Below are 20,317 nucleotides of genomic sequence, written 5' to 3' on the forward strand. Positions count from 1 at the left end.
GCCGCGCCCGCCGCGCCCGCCGCGCCGGTGGCACCAGGACCACCCGGAGCGCCGGGACCGCCGACCACCACGGCCGGGACGCCGTCCACGCGGGCCGGCGCGACCGGACCGGCGACCGAACCGGCGACCGGACCGGCGACCGGCGAGCCGGCCGCGCTGTGCGTGGCGGCCTGCGCGTCGGGGGAGCCGGTGGCCCGCTCCCAGACGGCCGGGTCCCCGGCGACCAGCGCGGTGTACGCCGTCTCTGGCCCCCGCGCCACGGCCAGGCGCGGCCACAGGGCCCGCACCGCCTCGCGGGTGGCGACGGGACGCAGGCCGTAGGTCTGGGCGAGGTAGTCCAGGGCGTGGGGTTCGAGGGCCATGCCGGCGTCGGCCAGGACCGGCCAGCCGGCCGACAGGGTGCGCCCGGGACGCAGCCCGCGATCGGCCCAGCGGGCGCGGCGCCGGGCGAACCCGTCCAGGAAGCCGTTGGCGAAGGCGTAGTCGGACTGCCCCTGGTTGCCGACCAGTGCGGCCAGCGAGGAGCACAGCAGGAAGAAGTCCAGCGGATGCCCGGCGAGCGCGGCGTCGAGGTGGAGCGCGCCGAGCACCTTGCCCCGGCACACCTCCTCGACGGCCCGGGCGCTCTTGCCGCGCAGGAAACCGTCGCGCAGCACGCCGGCGGTGTGGACGACGCCGCGCAGCCGGATGCCGGCGTCGTCCAGCCAGGCGGCGAGCGCGGCGACCTGCGCGGCGTCGGCGATGTCGCAGCGCCGGTAGTGCACGGTGGCGTCGGGTCCCGCGGCGCGGCGCAGTTCCTGGAGCGCGTCCTCGTCGGCGGCCGAGCGGCCGACCAGGACGACGCCCGCCGCCGGCCGGCGGCGCAGGACGTCGGCGGCGATGTGGCGGCCGAGCCCGCCGAGCCCGCCGGTGATCAGGTAGCTTCCGCCGTCGGCGAGGAGCGCGCCGGCGTCGCCGGTGCCGGCCTCGTCCGCCGGTTCGGCGTACAGCACCGCGGTGTGGCGGCCGTCGGGGGCGAGCCGTACCCAGTCCGCATCGTCCCGGCGGGCCTCGGCGAGCAGTTCGGCGGCGCTGACCCGGTCGGTGTCCACTCCGGCCAGGCGCACGGTGAAGCGTCCGGTCTCACCCGTGACGGTGCGGACCAGGCTGCGCAGCGCGTGGGCGACGGGCGCGGGCTCGGGGTCGTCCGCGGGCCAGGCGGTCACCAGCAGCACCCGGGCGCCGTCCAGCGCGCGGCTGCGGACGAGCGCCCGCAGCACGCCGAACACCGTGCCGAGGGTGTCCTCGGCGAACGGTGTCCACCGCCGCGCGGTCTCCCGGAGGGTCAGCGGCTCGGTGCCGAGGGCGGAGCCGCCGGTGCCGGTCAGGTCGACGAGGACGGTGGCCGGGGTGCCGGTGGTGCCGGCGGTGTCGGCGAGCACGGTCTCGTCGGCGGCCCGCCCGGGCGCGAGGACCGCGGCGGCGCTCGCCCGCAGGCCCGCGGCGACCGCGCCGTCCCCGATCACCCACAGCGGCCCGTGCGGTGCGCCGGGATCGGGGTCGCCGACGGGGGCCGGCCGCCAGCCGAGCCGGTATCCGTGCACGTCGGCGGCTTCGGCGCCGTACTCATCGCCCGTTGAACGCACGGCCGGGCGGGCGGCCCCGGTGGCGCGGACCGCACCGGTGCCGTCGGCGGGCTCGTCGACGCGGACGCGGAAGCCTTCCGCGAGGGCGACGACCGAGCCGCTCTCCGGGTCGATGAGGCGCAGGTCGAAGACGTGGAGGCGGGCCCGTTCGTCCTGCCGGACCCGTCGTGCGTGGACGTAGATCCGGCCGGTGACGGGTTCGTGGACGGTGAGCCGGTCGACGGCCAGCGGCCGCAGCCGGCGGCGGGGCGCGTCCTGGCCGCCGGCGAGCAGCAGCCGTGCGGCCGTCTGGCAGGCGCCGTCGAACAGGGCCGGGTGGAGCACATGGCGTCCGTCGGGGTCCTCGCCCTCGGGCAGCCGCAGTTCCGCGGTGACCTCCTCGCCGTGCACGACGGCTCGGCGCACGGTGCGGTAGAGGGGCCCGTACCGGAAACCGTGGGCGGCGAACGCGTCGTAGAAGGGACCGGGTTCGCCGTCGCCGAGGTGGGCGTCGAGGTCGTCGGGCCGGTAGACGAGCAGGGGCCGTACGGGTCCGGACGGGCTCTCGGCCGGTTCGGTGCGGCCCTGGGCGACGACGGTGTCGCCGACGGTCGTGCCGAAGCGCCTCGCTCCCCGCTCGTCGGGCTCGCCGAGTTCGGTGCGGACCTCCATGGGCGGCCCGGCGGCCGGCTGCGGCCAGAGCAGGTCGTGGATGACGGTGCGGTACGGGTTCTCGCCGGCGCTGAGCAGGGCTTCGTGGACGAGCTCGGGGTGGAACGCCCCGGGCAGCAGCGGCTGTCCGTCCACGACGTGGTCGGCGATCCAGCGGGAGGCGGCGCCGAGCCGGGCGGTGACCGTGCGCGAGGCGGGGCTGTGCACGATGTCGGTGAGCGGCATGGAGGACGTGGTGGCGTCCGGCGGCGCGCACCGCTCGCGGGTGAACGGCGTCACCGGCAGGGGCACGCGCCGTCCGCCGGCGGGCGCGGGACAGTCACCGTCGGTGACCCAGGCGCGGGCGGCCGGGTCGCCGCCGTCCTGCCCGGCGTCGGTGACCAGGGCCGGGTGGGCGGTGCCGTCGGCCAGCGCGAGCAGCGCGGCACGCAGCTCGGCGCCGTCGCGGGCGACGACGGCGGCCCGGTGGGCGAAGCGGTCCCGGCCGGTGTGCAGGGTGTACGCGATGTCCGGGAGGGCGAAGTCACCGGCGACCCGGGCGAGGTTGCGGGCGACGGTGCGCAGCCGGCCGGGGTCGGGGGCGGCGACCGGCACCAGCACGGCGGAGTCCGCCGTGCCCCCGGTGACCGCGGCGGGCTCCCCCTGGTGCTCCCCCGGGTACTCCTCCAGGACGACGTGGGCGTTGGCGCCGCCCGCGCCGAAGGAACTGACCGCCGCCCGGCGCGGCCCGTCCGGCACCGTCCACGGCTCGGCGGCGGTCTGGACCCGCAGCGCGGTGCCCTCCAGGCCCAGCTTGGGGTTGGGCCGCTCGGCGTGCAGCGTGGGCACCAGGCGCCGGTGCCGCAGCTGGAGGATGGCCTTGGTGAGTCCGGCGATGCCGGCGGCGGCCTCGCCGTGGCCGATGTTGGACTTGACCGAGCCGACCCGGACCGGGCCGACGCGGCCCGCCTCCTCGAAGGCGAGGGCGAGGGCGCGCAGTTCGACCGGGTCGCCGAGTTCGGTACCGGTGCCGTGCGCCTCCACGTATCCGACGGTCCACGGGTCGGTTCCGGCGCGCCGCAGGGTCGCCTCGATCAGCGCGGCCTGGGCGCGCGGGTTGGGAACGGTGTAACCGCCCGTGCCGCCGCCGTGGTTGAGGCCGGTGGCCCGGATGACGGCGTGGACGGTGTCGCCGTCGGCGCGCGCCCGGTCCAGCCGCTTGAGTACGACCGCGCCCGCGCCCTCTCCGGGCACGAAGCCGTCGCCGCCGGCGCCGAAGGCCCGGGTGCGGTCGCCCCGTGAGGGCATGCCGAGCGCGCACAGGCCGGCGAAGCGGTCCGGGTGCAGGTAGAGGTTGACGCCACCGGCCAGGGCGAGGTCGGCCTCGTCGTCCAGCAGTGCCCGGCAGGCCAGGTGCAGGGCGGTCAGCGACGAGGAGCACATGGTGTCGACGGTGAGGCTGGGCCCGCTCAGGTCGAAGGCGTGCGAGACCCGGTTGGCGACCGAGGCGGCGGCCGTGACCGCGTACTCGGGGTTGTCGGCGCCCGCCGCGCGGGCGTCGCGCTGGGCGAGCAGGTGGCTGTTGGCCGTGACACCGGCGAACACGCCGACCCGAGGGCCGCCGCCGTGGCTGCCGGCCAGGGTGTGCCGGGCGTAGCCGGCGGTCTCGAAGGCCTCCCGTGCGACCTCCAGGAACAATCGTTCCTGCGGGTCCATGAGCGCGGCGTCGCGCGGACCGATCCGGAACATGGCCGGTTCGAAGGCGTCGATGCCGTCGAGGAAGCAGCCCCAGCGGGCGTATCCGCCGCCGCGGGTGCGCGCGGTGCGCCAGTCCCAGCGCTCGGCGGGCACCTCGCGCACGGGGGTGCGTCCGGAGGCGAGCAGGTCCCAGAAGGCGTCGATGTCCGCGGCGCCGGGGTAGCGGCCGGCCAGCCCGACGACGGCGACGGCTCCGGCGTCCGCGGTCGGCACCGGGCGCCAGGCCCGCGGCGGGGTGGCGGTCACCGCGGCGCGGGCGGCGGGTGCCGGGACGACGGCGGCGGGGGCCGCGGGGAACTCGGTGACGGTGGCCGGGTCGGGTCCGGTCGCGGGGGCGGCCGGCGGTGCTTCCCCTGGGGCCGCGACGTCACGGGTGGCCGGGAGCCGGCCCAGGTGCCGGGCGAGCGCACGGGGCGTGGGGTGCTCGAAGGGCAGCGTGGCGGGCACGTCCGCGGCGGGGAACAGCGCGCGCAGCCGCTCGCAGAACTCCTCGTGCAGCAGCGAGTCCACGCCCAGCTCGGGGAAGGCGGTGTCCGCGTCGAGCACGGCCGCGTCCCGCGCGGTCAGCTCGGCGACGAGCCGTACGAGCCGCGGTACGAGGTCCTCGCCGTCGCCACCGGGCCTGTCCGGCCCGGCGTCCGGCCCGGCCTCGGGCCCGCCCGGAGCCGACGGGACGGACCGGGACGCGAGCAGGCGGGCGAGGTCGTCCACCGTGCGGTGCTCGAACAGGGCGGTCGCCCCCACCGGACCGTAGCGGCGGGAGAGTTCCTCGACGAACTCCATGTTCAGCAGTGAGTCGATGCCCAGCTCCTGCCACGGAACCCAGACGGGCACCTCGGCCGTGGGGTCGCCGAGCAGTTCCCGGACGAGGCCGCGCAGTTCGTCGGCGACGGCCGCGACGGAGGACGGGGTGTCGCCGGCCGCCGGGGGGACGGGGGCGGCCGGGACGGCGGGCAGGGCGGCAGGAGTGCCGCCGTCGGCCCGGCCCACGTCGGACGCGTGCGGCAGACAGGTCAGCAGGGCCACGCAGCCCGGCGCCTCGCGCAGCATGTCCGTCGCGTGCAGCCGCCAGCCGCGGTCCGCGAGGAGCGCCCGCCAGCGGCCGATGTCGAGCAGCGGCCCGTGCGGCAGGCGCCACTGCTCGTCGACGTACCGCCACCAGCCGTCGGTCAGGCCGAAGGTGAGCGTGTAGACCGCGGCCGGCACGACCATCTCCACCAGCACCAGCCGGCCGCCGGGTGCGAGCAGCTGCCGTATGTGGTCCAGGGTGCGGGCCAGGTCGCGGGTGGCGTGCAGCACGTTGCTGGCCACGACGAGGTCGGCCGAGCCGTCCTCGAAGTCCTGGGCGGCCGGGTTCTTCTCGATGTCGAGCAGCCGGGGCACGATCCGGTCGCCGAAGCGTCGCCGTCCGTGCTGCAGGAAGGCCGGGGAGACGTCCGTGTAGACGTAGGAGAAGCCGGTGACGCCGCGGGCGTCCAGCGCGGCGAGGGCGGAAGCGGTGGTGCCGCCCACGCCGGCGCCGATCTCCACGATGCGGGCGCCGGGACCGGTGCCGGCCGCGGCCTGTGCCAGCGACGCGGCGGCCGCCCGGTTCACCGGGTCGAAGAGCTGGTTGCCGCTGTAGACGGCGCTGACCGCGCCGAGGTCGCCGCCGGGGAACAGCACGGCGGCGGGCGGCAGCTCCCCGCGCAGCACGGGTCCGTAGGCCTCGAGCGTCCGGTCCAGGAGGGCGACGTGGCCGTGCAGGTCGGGGTGGTCGGCGAGCAGTGCCGCGCGGGTGGCGGCCAGTTCCCCGGTGCTGGGCACCGGCTGCCCGGCGCGGTCGTGTTCGGCGAGGAGTTCGCGGACGGCGGCCAGCAGCCGCCGGTGCTCGGGGACGGCGCCGAGCAGACGAGCGGCGCCCTCGGCGTCGCCGCCGGGGCGGGCGGCGAGGGCGGGCGGGAGGCCCAGCTCGCTCATGCGGTGTGCGAGCACCGCGCGGGCGTAGCGGTCGAGCCGGTGCGCGGCGTCGTCGGGGCCGGGCGTCGCGGCGGGCCGTTCGGTGAGCGGGCGCAAGGGCTCGGGGTCGCCCGCGACGGCGACGGTGTGCGGATGGTTGCCGGACATGCCCGCTTCCAAGGCGGCCACACCCCTTTCCGGTGCGAAGTCGGTGAGGCCGGGGTACTCCCGCCGGACGCGGCCCGCGTAGCGCCGGGCCAGCCCGGTGGCGCGCCACAGCCCCCAGTCGAAGACACGGACGGCCGGCCCCGCGTCGTCGGCCGCGGCGGTGGCGTAGTGGCCGAGCCAGGCGTTGGCCGCCGCGTAGTTCAGGCCGCCGACGCTGCCGAAGAGTCCGGCGACGGAGGAGAACAGCACGAGGGCGGCGGGCCGGCCGGACGCGGAGGCGGCGAGCGCGCGGCGCAGGTGCGTCACGGCGGTCACCTTGGTCGCCAGCACCCGGTCGAGGTCGGCGTCGGTCAGCTCCTCCAGCCGGGCTGCGCTGACCGAGCCGACGCTGTGCACGACGCCGTCGAGACGCCCGTACAGCTCCCGGCACTCGGTGAGGAGGCGCGTCACGGCGGCCGGGTCGGTGACGTCGGCGCTGCGGTACCGCACCCGGCCGCCCAGCGCGGTGAGTTCGTCGAGCAGGGTGCGGGTGGCCTCGCCGGCGGGCGAGCGGCCGACCAGCAGCAGCCCGGCGCGGTACCGGCCGGCGAGGTGGCGGGCGACCTCGGCGCCGATGCCGCCCGCGCCGCCGAACAGCACGTAGGCGCCGCCGTGCGCGAAGCCGGTGCCGTCCGCGGCGGGGGCGGGGGCGGGCAGGTCGGTGTAGACCTGGCGGCTGCGCGCTCCGTCGCGCAGGGCGATCAGCGGGAGGGCGGCGCGGCCGGGTTCACAGAGCGCGGCGGCCACGTCCGCGGGTCCGGCGGCGGGGCCGAGGTCGACCGCGGCGGCGGACAGTGCGGCGCACTCGCGGGGCAGGGTGCGCAGCGCGCCGAGCAGCGCGCCCTGGAGGGCGGCGCCCGGGGCGGGGGTGCCGCCGTCGGGGGCGGCGAGCGCGGTGGTGACCAGGGTGACGGTGGCGGGGCGGGCCCGGGCTGCCAGTTCCCGGCCGACCGCCAGCAGAGTCCGCAGCCAGCCGCGCAGGGCGGCGACGCCGGCGGAGTCGTCGCTCCAGGCCGAGCCGTCGACGAGCAGCGCGACCCGTACCGGACCGGTCAGGCCGTGCAGCCGGTCGGCGAACTCCCGTCGGTCCAGCCCGTCCGGGCCCGCCGGGCAGCGCACGGCACCGGCCGGCGCGGCGGCGGCGAGGCGGGCGCTGTCCCGGTCGTGCACCAGGACGACGGGGCCCTCCGTCCCGTCGCCGCCGGCCGGTTCCGGCAGCCACTCGGGCACGAGCACCCGCACGCCGCCTCCGTCCTCCCCACCCGCCGCGACGCCGGCGACGACCGACTCCCGGACACCGCCCGGTGTACCGACGGCCGGTGCGCCACCGCCGGGCGTGCCGCCGCCGAGTGCGCCGGTGCTCGGTGTGCCACCGCCGGGTGTGCCGGTGCTCGGTGTGCCACCGCCGGGTGTGCCGACGGTCGGTGTGCCACCGCCGGATGTGCCGGCCATCGGTGCGCCACCGCCGGATGTGCCGACGGTCGGTGTGCCACCGCCGGATGTGCCGGCCATCGGTGCGCCACCGCCGGATGTGCCGACGGTCGAAGTACCCACGCTCGAAGTGCCGGTGCTCGGTGTGCCGCCGCCGAGTGCGCCGACGGTCGGTGTGCCACCGCCGGATGTGCCGGCCCTCGGTGCGCCACCGCCGGATGTGCCCGCGCTCGAAGTACCCACGCTCGAAGTGGGGCCCTCCCCTGCCCGGCCGCCCGCCCGGAAGCCGGGCCCGACGCCGTACACGGGCACGCTGCCCCGCGCGGCGGGGTCGGCGGCCCACGCGGTCGTCGGGGCGTCGGCCACCGGGGCGACGGGGGCGGCCGGGGGGTGCAGGCGCAGGCCGTTCACGGTCAGGACGACGGCGCCGTCGGGGGTGGTGGCCTCCAGGTCGACGACGGTCCGGGAGGGCCCGCCGCTGACGCGGTGCACGGTCAGCAGCGCCTCCTCCGGCACCTGGCCCGTCCACTCGATGCGGTCCAGCGCCGCGGCGACCCGGGGCCCGGTGCCCTCCAGCAGCGCGCAGGAGGTCTGCAGGGCCGCGTCCAGCCAGGCGATGCGGCAGGTGTGCGGTTCCTCGGCCAGCGGCGCGACGATGCGCGCGGTCACCCTCCCGCCCGTGCGGTGGACGTCGCGCAGCACGCGGTAGACGGGCCCGGTCTCGATGCCGTGGCGGGCCAGTACGGCGGGCAGGTCGACGGTCTCGGTGCGTCCGGCGGCCACGTCCACCGGGCGCGGCGGCCGCGCGGGCCGGGTGGCCGCGGCGGCGCGGGCACAGACCCGGCCGCCGTGCGCGACGGCGAGCAACCCTCCGTTCTCCTGGACCCGCCTCAGCCGTACGCTGCCGCCCTCCGCCACCGGTATCGGCGCGAGAAACCGCACGCCGCCGAGCGACACCGGCCCGCCGTCGGCGAGCACGTCGAGGAGGGCCGCCCCGGGGAGCACGGCGGTGCCGGCCACTCGGTGCGCGGCCAGGGGGTCCGTGCCCCGCACGGTGAGCGTGGGCTCGCCCGCGTCGACGGGCGGTGTGCCGGGCAGCCAGTACGGCCGCCCCTCGAACGGGTACGGCACCAGCGGCACCCGACGCGGCCTGCGGGGGCCGGTCCACAGCGCGGCCCAGTCGGCCGTGGACAGGACGCCGCCCGCGAGCCAGTCGGTGAGACGCGGGTCGGCGGGCGCGGGAACGTTCCGTCCGCCGGCCACGTCGCGGGCCAGGGCGGCGAGTTCGTCCGTGTCGCGTACGAGGAGCAGGGCGCGGTGGGCGAGTGCGCGCCGCCCCGACTGCAGGGTCCAGGCGAGGGCGTCCAGGGCGGGCGCACGGCCGGATTCGACGAGGTCGGCGAGTGCGGTGGCGAGACGGGCGAGCGCGCCGGGCGTCGCCGCGGACAGCGGCACGGCGAAGGGCGCGCCGGTGGGTGCGGCCGAGGAGCCAGGTGCCTCGGGCAGCGCGGGCGCCTCCTCGAGGATGACGTGGGCGTTGCTGCCGCCGAACCCGAACGCGCTGACCGCCGCCCGGCGCGGTGCGCCGCCCTCCGCCGCCGGCCACGGCACCGGCTGGGCGGCGACGGCGAGGGGCGTGCCGTCGATGGCGATGTGCGGGTTGAGCCGGGTGAAGCCGGGCGTGCCGGGGATCAGCCCGTGCCGCAGCGCCTGCACCGCCTTGACCACGCCGGCCAGACCGGACGCACCCTCGAGGTGGCCGATGTTGGCCTTCGCGGAGCCGACCCAGATCCGGCCGTCGGGTCCCGCGCCGTGGGCGGTCGCGCCCCGCGCGTCGTCGGCGAGGACCTCGTGGAAGGCGTCCAGTTCGATGGGATCGCCGAGCGGGGTGCCGGTGCCGTGGGCCTCCAGGTAGCCCAGGTCCGCGGGGCGCAGCCCGGCCCGGTCGAGCGCGGTGCGGATCAGGTCGCTCTGCGCCCGCGGGTTGGGCGCGGTGAGCGCGGCGGCGCGTCCGCCGTGGTTGACGGCGGACGCGCGGAGTACGGCGAGTACGGGGTCGCCGTCCGCGACGGCCCGGCGCAGTGGCTTCAGCACCAGCCAGCCGGCCCCCTCTCCTCGGACGAACCCGTCGGCGCCCTCGTCGAAGACCCGCAGCTCGCCCTGTGGCGACAGCATCCCGGCCTTGCGGTAGGCGCGGGCGTTGAAGGCGTTGCTGAGCACGTTGGCGGCGCCGGCGAGGGCGATCTCGCAGTCTCCGCGGCGCAGCGCGGCCTCGGCCAGGGACAGCGCGGTCAGGGCTCCCGAGCAGGCGGTGTCGACGGTGATGCTGGGGCCGGTGAAGTCGTAGAGGTGCGAGACCCGGTTGGCGAGGAAGGCGGGGAAGGTGCCCGTCGTCGCGTAGCCGTCGGCGGCGGTGTCCCGGGCGACGAGCTGCTCGCGGTAGTCGTAGCTGCACGCGGACGCGTACACGCCGACGGGCCGCCCGGCGAGGTCGTCGGGGTTGAGACCGGCGTGCTCCAGCGCGTGCCAGCTCAGCTCCAGCAGCGCCCGCTGCTGCGGGTCCATGGACGCCGCCTGGCGGGGAGTCACCTCGAAGAAGTCGGCGTCGAACAGGTCGACGCGGTCCAGCAGCCCGGCCCGGAACCCCTCGGGCACCTCGCCCGCGAGCCGTCCGCCCGGGACCTCCGTGATCAGGCACCGTCCTTCGGCGAGCAGTTCCCAGAACTCCTCGGCGTCGTCGGCGCCGGGGACACGGCACGCCATGCCGATGACGGCGACGACGTCTTCGTCCTGCCCCCGGTCCGGCCCCGGTTCCTGCCGCTGGTCCGGCTCCTGCCGAACGGCGGGAACGGCCTCCGCCCGGGCGGCTTCCGTCGGAACGGCCTCTGTCCGGGCGGGTTCCGGTCGTTCCTCGGCGGCACCGCCGGCGGTTTCGCCGGCACCGTCGGCCGTTTCGGCGGCCCCTTCCACGGCCGGCAGCTGTGCGGCCAGCGCCCGCAGGGTCGGGTGGCGCCAGACGGCCGTGGCGGGCAGTTCGACACCGAAGGCGGCACGGGCCTCGCGGATCAGCCGCAGGGCACGCGCGGAGTCCAGGCCCTGTTCGCCGAGAGGACGGTCGGGGTCGGCCTCGTGCCCGAGGACGCCGGCGGCCAGACCGGCGAGCCGGACCAGCACGGCCTCGCGGGTGTCCGAGGGACGAGTCTCCCCGTCGGCGTCGGCGTCGGCGGCCCCGGACACCGCCACCCGTCCCGCCCCGGCCAGCGCGTCCGCCACGGCGTCGAGGTAGGCGGCCGCGTCCTGGCCGTTGAGCAGGGTGTGGTCGAAGGCGAGCACCATGCGCCTGACGGGCGTGCCCGCCGTGTCCTCGACGCCGCCGAGGAAGAGGGTGGCGGCCGCGGGCGGCACCACGACGGGTACGGCGAGGGTGGGGCCCCGGTCGCCGAGGTGGGACAGGATGAGGGTGACGCCGCCGTCGGCCTGCGAGGTCCCGGCCAGGGCCTGCTCGACGACGTCGGCGTACCGCTCGTCGAAGCCGGCCGCGTCCAGGGTGTCGGCCTCGCGCACCACGGCGACGGTGAGGTCCCCGTCGGACGTGGCGCAGGCGATGCCCAGGTCGACGTGCTCGTATTCGCGCAGGGAGCGCTCGGTCAGCCGCCGGGAGCGCAGCCGGGGCGCACCGGCCGCGGTCCGCGCTGCGACGTGGGCGAAGGCCTGGAACACGGTGGAGAATCCCGGGTCCTGGTGGCCCCGCAGCGCCCCTTGGAGTACGTCCTCGGTGACGACGCGGGAGACCACGGCGGGCACGACCTGGTCCCGCGACGCCCGCAGCGCCCGGTTCAGTTCGACCTGCCGCGGCGACTGCTCGACGTCCACGAAACCGGCCCCGGCCCCGGCCCCGGGCTCGGGCCCGGCGTCCGTTCCCGCGACCGCCACGGCCGCCGGGCCCGGACCCGAGTCGGCGAGTTCCGCCCGGTAACGCTCCAGGTCGGCCGGCATGAGACTGGTGCCGGCCGCCGGTATGGACGGGAGGAGGGCCTCGTCGATGCCGAGCCGACGGGCGTGCGCGCGAGTGCGGGGCGGTATGCGCCGGGTCCCGGCGGGCGTCCGCCCGGGCACACCGCGGACGGACGCGCCGGGGGCTCCGCTGCCCCGGCGGTTCCGGTCCGGCTCTCCCGCACCCGCCGCACCGCCGGCCGCGCCCCTCGCCCCGCCTTCCTCCCGCCGCGCTCCCTGCTCGGTCTCCTCCCGCCCGGCGCTCCCGGCGCCGGTGCCCGCCGGGGCCCGTCCGGCGGGCACCAGCCGTGCCACCTCTCCCCCGATCGGCACGACGTCGCCCTCCGCCACCATCCACGCGTCCAGCACACCGGCGACGGGAGACTCGATCTCGACCGCCGCCTTGTCGTGCTCCATCTCGTAGACGACCTCGTCCTTGGCGACGAGGTCGCCGGGCCGTTTCAGGAGCCGGACGATGCGCACCTCGACGATCCCCTCGCCGAGGCGCGGCACGGACAGCACGGACTGCGTGGGCATCTGCGGTTCCTTCGTCATGCGGGCGGCCTTCACAGCAGTACGGAGCGGACGGCCGCCACCACGTCGTCCACGGCGGGCAGCACCGCCCGCTCCAGGTCGGGGTGGAAGGGCACGTGCACGTCCTCGCGGGTGACCAGCCGGGGCGGGGCCAGCAGGGCGTAGAACTCCTCGTCGTGGGAGAGGAGTTCGGTAACGAGCCCGGCGCCGAAGCTGCTGGTGCGGTTGTCCTCCTGGACGACGACGAGCCGCCCGGTTCGGCGCAGTGAGGCGGCGACGGTCTCGCGGTCGAGTGGGACGAGCCAGCGCAGGTCGACGATCTCGCTCTCGACGCCCTCCGTCGCGAGTACGGCGGCGGCCTCCAGGGCGAGTTCGGTGCCGTTGCCCCAGGTGACGACGGTGACGTCGGTGCCGGCGCGCAGAGTCCGGGCGCCGCGCGCGGGCCAGGTCAGCTCGGCGGGTTCGCGGCGCCGGCGCATGAGGTGCTTGGGCAGCAGGACGAGCGTGGGGTCGTCGGCGGTGAAGGAGTCGAGGAACGCGGCCTCGGTGTCCTCGGGCGTGGAGGGGACGACGACGCGCAGTCCGGGCAGATGGGTGAAGAGGCTCTCGTTGCTCTGGCTGTGCCAGATACCGCCACCGGGCAGGTAGCCGCCCCACGGCGCGTAGATGACGACGGGGCAGGTCCAGGCGGAGGCGGTGCGCCAGCGCAGGGTGGTCAGCTGGGCGGCGATCTGGTTCCAGGCGGGCCCGGCGAAGTCGACGAACTGCAGCTCGACGACGGGTCGCAGTCCCGCGGCGGCAAGGCCGACGGCGGCGCCGACGATGGTGGCCTCGGCCAGCGGCGAGTTGGTCATGCGCTCGCCGGCCGCCTCGCCCAGGCCCTTGGTGAAGCCGAACACGCCGCCCTTGGGGTCCTCGATGTCCTCGCCGAACAGGACGAGTTCGGGATGGCGTTCCAGTCCGGTGGCCAGCGCCCGGTTGACGGCGGAGACCATGGTCCCGCCACAGGGCCGGGTGGTGGCGGCCTGCTGCCGGTCGCCGTCGGGCGCGAAGAGGTGCTCGGCGATCGCCTTCGGGTCGGCGGAGGGCTCGGCCGCGACCCGGTCGTAGATCTCCTCCGTCTCGTGGGCGAGCCGCTCCCGGGTCCGGCTCAGCCAGTCCTCGTCGACGGCGTCCTCGTCCAGCAGCCGCCGGGCGAAGATCTCGACGGGGTCGCGCATCGCGGCGATGTCCTCGGCGCTGCGGTAGACGCGGTGGTCGTCGGAGGAGGTGTGCGAGTCGAGCCGGTCCAGCCGGCACCACAGGACGAACGGCCCGCCGCCCCCGCGCAGCGAGCCGACGGCGGACGCGGCGGCGGCGTACACGGCGTCGGGGTCGAACCCGGCCACCGTGCGAGTGCGTTCCGCGGGCAGGAGCCCGAGCGCCTGGGGTGACATGTCGGCGGTGGGCGTGGAGATGCCGTAGCCGTTGTCGGAGACCAGGAAGAGGACGGGCAGGGCCCGTTCCACCGCGAAGGCGAGTGCCTCGAAGAATTCTCCCTGGCGGGCGGAGGCGTCGCCGATCGAACAGACGACGATGCCGGGGTCTTCCTTCAGCCGTGCGGCCCATGCGGCGCCGACCGCCGGAAGACACTGGCTTCCGGTGGGGCTGGCGATGGAGAACACGTTTCCCGCGCGGTGACTGAAATGGGCGCTCATGTTGCGGCCCGCCGAATGCGAGGCGGCCTTGGCCATGAGGTCCCGCGCCTGCGCCTCGGGGTCCATTCCGCGGGCGAGCGTCAGCGTGCGGTCGCGGTAGTGGGGGAAGAGCAGGTCCTCGGGTTCGAGCAGCTCGCACAGGGCGGCCAGCGCCTCGTGCCCGGCCGAGGAGATGTGGAACCATGCCTCGCCCTGGCGCAGCACGATGCCCGATCTGCGGTCGCACTCGCGGGAGAGCAGCATCAGTTCGAGGAATTCGGTCCGCCGCTCGGCAGGTATCCCCGATATCCGGGATTCCTTCGTCCGATTCGTCACGTACGAATCCTGCCGCGCGGCGACCGGTCGGGCATCGCTCGCAATGGCCAATTCCACGGCCGGCGTTTTCTGGCTCTCAGGAGGGAGTTCTCCGGGCGGGCCTACGGAGAAATGACCAGCCGCCGGCTCGGGGGCCCTCGTCGGGGGTATTCGCGAATGGGCCGGCTCCCCACGACGACGGGCCCGCGGCCGGGCCCGGGGTTGTCCCGAGTCGGCCGCGGGCCGTTCCCGGTGATGTCCGGGGCCGCGCGGTGGACGCCTTCGGGCGGGCGCGGGGTCGCGCCCGCCCGGCCGCGGTGACCCGTGGGTGTGCGGACCGCGGTGGCGAGGCTTCTCAGAAGGTTTGAAGAGGAGGAGGAACGCCGGACGGGTCGCCCCGAGGCGGGTCAGCCCGAGGCGGGACAGCCCGGGACGGGTCAACCCCCGGGGGCGGGGGGTCAGCCCCCGGGGGCGGCAGGAGGTCAGCCGACCCGGGCCACGGCCTGGCCGGTGGCCTCGGGGCCGCGGGCGACGGAGGCGGTCTCCGGGTGGGCCACCAGGATGGAGCGCTGCAGGCGGCTGAGCGCGGCCGACGGCTCCAGTCCCAGTTCGCGCACGAGGGTGGTGCGCAGCCGCTGGTACACGCTGAGCGCCTCACCGCGCCGGCCGGAGCGGTGCAGGGCCACCATGAACTGGCCGTGCAGGCTCTCGTGCATGCGGTGCTTGTTGACCAGCACGGTCAGCTCGGACAACAGCTCCCGGTGGCGGCCGAGCCGCAGATCGGCCTCGATGCGCTGGTCCAGCGCGCACAGCCGGGACTCCTCCAGGCGTTTGACCTCGAGCCCGATCCGGCCGCCGGCGGTGACGTCGGCGAGCGCGGAGCCGGTCCACAGCGACAGGGCCTCCCGCAGCCGCCGTGCGGCGGTGGCGTAGTCGTCGGCGTCCATCGCCCGGTAACCCGCGCCTGCCTGCCGTTCGAACTCCCGGAAGTCGACCCGGCCGCCGCGGGTGTCCAGGCGGTAGCCGCCGGGGAGGGTGACCAGGATGTCCTTGGCCGTGACGTCGTCCTCACCGGCCTTGGCCAGCGCCTCGCCGATGAGCTCCCGCAGTTGGAGCACGTACGTCTGCAGGGTGGTGCGCGCACTGCGCGGCGGCTCGTCGTCCCACAGTTCCTCGATCAGGGAGGAGACCTGGACCACCCGGTCGGCGTGCAGGGCCAGCAGAGCCAGCACCTGCCGCGGCTTGGGCGCCGTCGGTGTGATCGAGATTCGGTGCTCGCGCGCTGACAGCGCGCCCAGTACTTCGATGTCCACTGCCTTCTCCCCCATCGCTTCCATGCCGGTTGCGTGCAGATCCATGCCGCGAGGGCCACCGCTGGGGCGCCTCATGGGCGGCCGACGGCGCTGACTCGAGTACGATTAAAAAAACAGCACAGTCGGTTTGTCAATGGGGAAGGGGGTACGCTCGGCCACATGAGCCGGCGAGCGCACCCCGAACCGCGTCAGCCGCCCTGCGGCGGCACCGAGTTGCGGACCGCGACCAGCATGCCGTCGTTGCACGTGGAACGGGACTCGGCCGAGCTCCAGCGTCCGGTCCCACCGAACAGCCGCGGCACGGACTCGAGCTGGTAGTGGCCGTGCTCGAGCAGCAGCACCCCGCCCGGAGCGAGCAGCCGGCTCGCCGTCCGCTCCATCGCCCGGATCATCGCAAGACCGCCTTCACCAGCCCAAAGAGCAAGCGGAGGGTCATGTTTGAGCACCTCCGGAGTACTGGTGCGCAAGCCGATCGGGATGTACGGCGGATTGGTGACGATCAGGTCCACGGTGCCGTCGAACTCCGGGAAGGCCTCGCACGCATCCCCTTGCACGATGCACGCACCGGTGCCGCGCGCGTTGCGTTGGGCAGCCCGCGCGGCGACCTGCGACAACTCGATTCCGTACAGCCGCGCTTCAGGTACGCGACGTGCGATCGTCACCGCCATGGTGCCCGGGCCGGCACACAGATCGACAACCAAAGGGGACGTATTACCCCTCAGAAGCAGACCGCGCAGTTTGTTTATTGCCTCTTCAACAATCTCCTGGGTCTCGGGCTTGGGTACGAACACCCCGGGCGCGAGCTCGAACCGGTGCCCCATGAACCAGGCGTGCCCGACGATCAGCTCGGCCGGTTCCCGCGCCTCCCGCCGCCCGACGTACTCCTCGAAGACCGGCGGCACCGCGGACGCCAGCGCGCCGTCGAGCCCGTCCGGCCCGACCCCGCAGGCGTGCGCCGCCAGCAGCCGGGCGTCGGCACGGGCTGCGTCCTCACCGATCCCCGCGACGACGAAGCGGCGTACCGCCTCCTCCAGCGCGGCTCCCACCGTCCGGGCGCCCGCGTCCGCCCGCTGCGTGTCCGTGCCGGTCACGACGCCCTCCACTCCGGACCGCCGCCGGCGATCCACTCGTCCTCCAGCCGGCAGGTCTCCGCGATCACCACGTCGTACAGGCGGTACAGGAACTGCGGGTCGATGCCGTGCTGCCGGGCGAACCGGGCGGCCCGGTCCTGCACCGTGGCGATGCGCTGCGGCTGCATCATCGGCACCCCGTGGACCCGCTTGTACTCCCCGATGCGCAGGCAGATCTCCAGCCGTTCACGCACCGTTTCGAGCAGCACGGCGTCCACCGCGTCCAGTTGCTCGCGCAGGGCGGGCAGTTCGTCTCGGCTCTTCGAGGACATGTCGGCTCCTTCCAAGCAACGACAAGGACTCAACAACGACAAGCGGTCGGTCGGAACGAGAAGCAGTTCGTGAAGCATTCGATGCAGCAGTTCGTGAGAACGCGAAGCAGTTCGCGGGACGAAGGGATGGCAACGTTCATGGCTGACGCGCACACAGGGAGCACGCCCTCGGCCCCGGGAGCCTCCTTCGCCCGCTGTGTGGTGGCCGGCGCCTCCGGCGGCGTGGGCGGCATGTTCACCGGCCTGCTGCTGCGCTCGGGCGCCGAGGTGACCCGGGTGGACCTCACCGTCCGCCAGGGGGGCGGGCCGGGGGTGCGGGACGTCGCCGACGACATCCGCGCACCGGGCCCCACCACGGCGCGGGCGGTGGCGGACGCCGACCTCGTCCTGCTGGCGGTGCCGGAGCAGGTGGCGCTCGACGCGGTGGCACCGCTGGCCGGGCTGATGCGGCCCGGCGCGCTGCTCGCCGACACCCTCTCGGTGAAGAGCCGGATGGCCGACCGCCTGCGCACGACCGCGCCGCAGGTCCAGGCGGTGGGCGTGAACCCGATGTTCGCGCCGTCGCTGCCGCTGCCCGGACGCCCGGTCGCCGCGGTCACGGTCACCGACGGGCCGGCGGCGCGCGCGTTCCTGGAGCTGGTCGCCGGATGGGGCGGCCGGGTGGTGGAGCTGGACCCCGGCGAGCACGACACGCTGACGGCCGTGCAGCAGGCCGCCACGCACGCGGCGGTGCTGTCCTTCGGGCTGGTGCTGGCCGAACTGCGCCCCGACATGGCCGCCCTGCGCGCCTCCGCGCCGCCGCCGCACCGCACCCTGCTGATGCTGCTGGCGCGGATCGCCTCCGGCTCCCCGGAGGTCTACTGGGACGTCCAGGCGGGCAACCCGCACGCCGACACCGCACGCCGGGCGCTGGGCCGCGGCCTGGAACGCGTCGGCCGCGCCGTCGCCGACGGCGACGAGGCCGCCTTCGAGGCACTCGTGAAGGAACTGCGCACCGCCCTCGGCGATCCGCACCGGGACGAACTCGCGCGGGCCTGCGCGGACCTGTTCACGGCACTGCCCTGACCACCGGTCCGCGGCACCTCGCTCCCCTGCCCGACTCCACGCCGACCCGCGCCACCACACAGGCAACCAGACGAAGCCCCGGAACGGCACAGACCGAACGGAACCCCGGAACAGCCAACACCACACAGCCCCCCTGTGCCGCAGGAGCCGCCGAGCGAAGAGCGCCCCCGCGCCCCGGCGGCCCCCGCCCCGGCCGTCCCGGCCGGCCCGGCCGCCCTCGCGCGGCCCGCCGCCCCACAGGCCCCCGCCGGACGTCACCGCACGCTGCCCGCCAGCAGGGCGCGGTCCCCGGCGGGAGCCAGGGCGCGGGCCTGACGCAGGGCGCGCAGCGTGGTGCGGGCCTTGAGCAACATCTCCCGGACCTCCTCGTCCGGGTCGGACAGCGCGACGACCGCGCCGCCCACACCGATCGTGGCGGCGTCGGCGGTGGCGACGACGGTGCGGATGACGATGCTGAGATCCACCGCCCCGCTCAGCGCGAAGTAGCCGAGCGCACCGGAGTAGACGCCGCGCGGCCCGCCCTCCAGCCGGTCGATGAACTGCATGGTGCGCACCTTGGGGGCGCCGGTCATCGACCCTCCGGGGAACGCGGCCCGCACGGCCTCGGGGCGGGACACGCCGGGCGCGAGTCGGCCCCGCACGGTGCTGACCAGCTGGTGCACGGTGGCGTAGGTCTCGACCTCGAACAGGCCGGGGACGTGCACACTGCCGATCTCGCTGACCTGCCCGAGGTCGTTGCGGACGAGGTCGACGATCATCAGGTTCTCGGAACGGTCCTTCTCCGCCGTGGCCAGCGCGCCGGCGATGGCCGCGTCCTCGGCCGGGGTCGCCCCTCGCGGCCGGGTGCCCTTGATCGGCTTGGACTCCGCGGTGCCGGCCGCGTCGATGCGCACGAACCGCTCCGGCGACGAACTGAGCACGGCCCCCGAGGGCAGGTCCAGGTAGGCGGCGTACGGGGCGGGGCTGATCGCGCGCAGCGCCCGGTAGGCGACGAGCGGGTCGACCCGGCCCGGCACCCGCAGCAGGTTGGTCAGGCACACCTCGTACGTCTCACCGTCGCCGATGAGCCGCTGGCAGGTCCGCACCAGCTCCCGGTACTCGGCCACGTCGTGCCGGTACTCCACCTCCAGCGGCGGCAGTTCGTCGTCGGGGAGCAGCGTGAACGGCGGGCGCGGTGCGGTGACGGCCAGCGCGGCCGCGGCCCGGGTGAGCCATCCCTCGGCGTCCCGGGCGGTCTCCGGGCGGTCGGCGCGGCTGAGGGCGAGCAGCCAGGCGCGGTGCCCGGCGTGGTCGACGGCGAGCATCCGGTCGGCGAACACGAAGGCGCCGTCGGGCAGTTCGGCGGTGTGCGCGCGGTCACCACCGCAGTCGGCCTTGGACTCGTAGCCGAGGTATCCGACGTAGCCGAGGTTGAACTCGAAGGGCAGCCCGGCCGCGGGGGTGCGGCGGGCCGCCAGTTCCTCCTCCAGGTACGCGAAGAGCGTGCCGGGCCTGCGGCGCAGGGGGACGCCGTGGCGGTCGGTGACGGTGACCAGGCGCTCGGCCACGTCGTAGCTGACGATCTCGCCGAGCGGGCCGGCGGGGGCTCCGAGGAAGCTGAACCGCGACAGGCCCTCCTCGACACGGCTGCTGTCCAGCCAGAACCGCCCGGCGGTGCCGTCGAAGAGCGCGTCGAACGCGGCGTCGGTGTCGGGCGCGGTCCCCAACTGCCGTACGTGCAGCCGCAGACCGCCGCCGCCGCCGTCCTGCCCGGCCCCGGGACCGGTGTCCGGTGCGGGCGGGACGTAGGGCGCGGCGGGCACCTCGGCGCCGAACGGCGCCTCACCCCGGGCCCGCAGCGTCAGGTCGCGGAAGTTGGCCAGCAACCGGCGGCCGTACTCACTGCTGATGGACTCCGGGTGGAACTGCACGCCCCAGCGCGGCAGCTCCCGGTGACGTACGGCCATCAGCAGTCCGTCGGCGGTGTGCGCGGTCGGCTCCAGCTGCGCGGGCAGCTCGTGGACCAGCAGCGAGTGGTAGCGGACCACCCGGTAGGGCGAGGGGATGCCCGCGAACAGCTCGCGGCCGTCGTGCAGGACCTCGCTGGTGCGGCCGTGCACCGGCTCCGGCGCGTGACCGACACTGCCGCCACCGAGCAGGCACAGAGCCTGGTGGCCCAGACACACCCCGAGCAGCGGCAGGTCCCACTCCTCGATGACACGGCGGCTCAGTCCGAGGTCCTTGGGGACGGCCGGGTCACCCGGGCCGGGCGAGACGACCACGTTGTCGAAGTCGTCCGGCGACAGGGCGGCCCAGCCCTCGTGGTCGTCGTGCCGGAGCACGACGGGGGCGGTCGCGTTCACCTCGGCCAGGATCTGGAAGAGGTTGTAGGTGAACGAGTCGTAGTTGTCGATCAACAGGGTTCGCACGGTGCGCATGACCGCTCCCTCG

At 75.9% G+C, this 20,317-nt stretch carries 7 protein-coding genes; 1 reads left to right on the plus strand and 6 read right to left on the minus strand.

Annotated elements, in window-relative coordinates; translation table 11 throughout:
- From KUM03_RS38830 to KUM03_RS05320, 5 genes are all read right to left on the minus strand, one after another.
- On the minus strand, window positions 1–12,137 hold a 12,137-nt coding region (locus KUM03_RS38830), incomplete at its 3' end, for an SDR family NAD(P)-dependent oxidoreductase (RefSeq protein WP_217245822.1).
- An 11-nt stretch (window positions 12,138–12,148) separates the two neighbouring features.
- Entirely contained in the window at window positions 12,149–14,128 is a 1,980-nt protein-coding gene (locus KUM03_RS05305; protein WP_217245823.1) for a thiamine pyrophosphate-dependent enzyme, read from the minus strand.
- 461 nt (window positions 14,129–14,589) lie between these two features.
- A complete protein-coding gene (locus KUM03_RS05310; protein WP_217245833.1) occupies window positions 14,590–15,420 on the minus strand; it encodes an AfsR/SARP family transcriptional regulator in 831 nt (276 codons plus the stop codon).
- Window positions 15,421–15,608: 188 nt separating this feature from the next.
- A complete protein-coding gene (locus KUM03_RS05315; protein WP_217245824.1) occupies window positions 15,609–16,511 on the minus strand; it encodes a HemK/PrmC family methyltransferase in 903 nt (300 codons plus the stop codon).
- A complete protein-coding gene (locus KUM03_RS05320) occupies window positions 16,508–16,822 on the minus strand; it encodes a chorismate mutase family protein (protein ID WP_254398881.1) in 315 nt (104 codons plus the stop codon). Before KUM03_RS05320 ends, KUM03_RS05315 begins: the two co-directional genes overlap by 4 nt.
- A 138-nt stretch (window positions 16,823–16,960) precedes the next feature.
- Here KUM03_RS05320 and KUM03_RS05325 point away from each other — a divergent pair, with 138 nt between their 5' ends.
- Window positions 16,961–17,887, plus strand: coding sequence for a prephenate dehydrogenase/arogenate dehydrogenase family protein (locus KUM03_RS05325; RefSeq protein ID WP_217245825.1), 927 nt, complete (start codon window positions 16,961–16,963; stop codon window positions 17,885–17,887).
- A 254-nt stretch (window positions 17,888–18,141) separates the two neighbouring features.
- Here KUM03_RS05325 and pabB read toward each other — a convergent pair whose 3' ends face one another.
- Entirely contained in the window at window positions 18,142–20,304 is a 2,163-nt protein-coding gene (gene pabB / locus KUM03_RS05330; protein ID WP_254398882.1) for an aminodeoxychorismate synthase component I, read from the minus strand.
- Window positions 20,305–20,317 lie beyond the last annotated feature (13 nt).

It is taken from the genome of Streptomyces sp. AC602_WCS936, assembly GCF_019049125.1.
Lineage (GTDB): Bacteria > Actinomycetota > Actinomycetes > Streptomycetales > Streptomycetaceae > Streptomyces.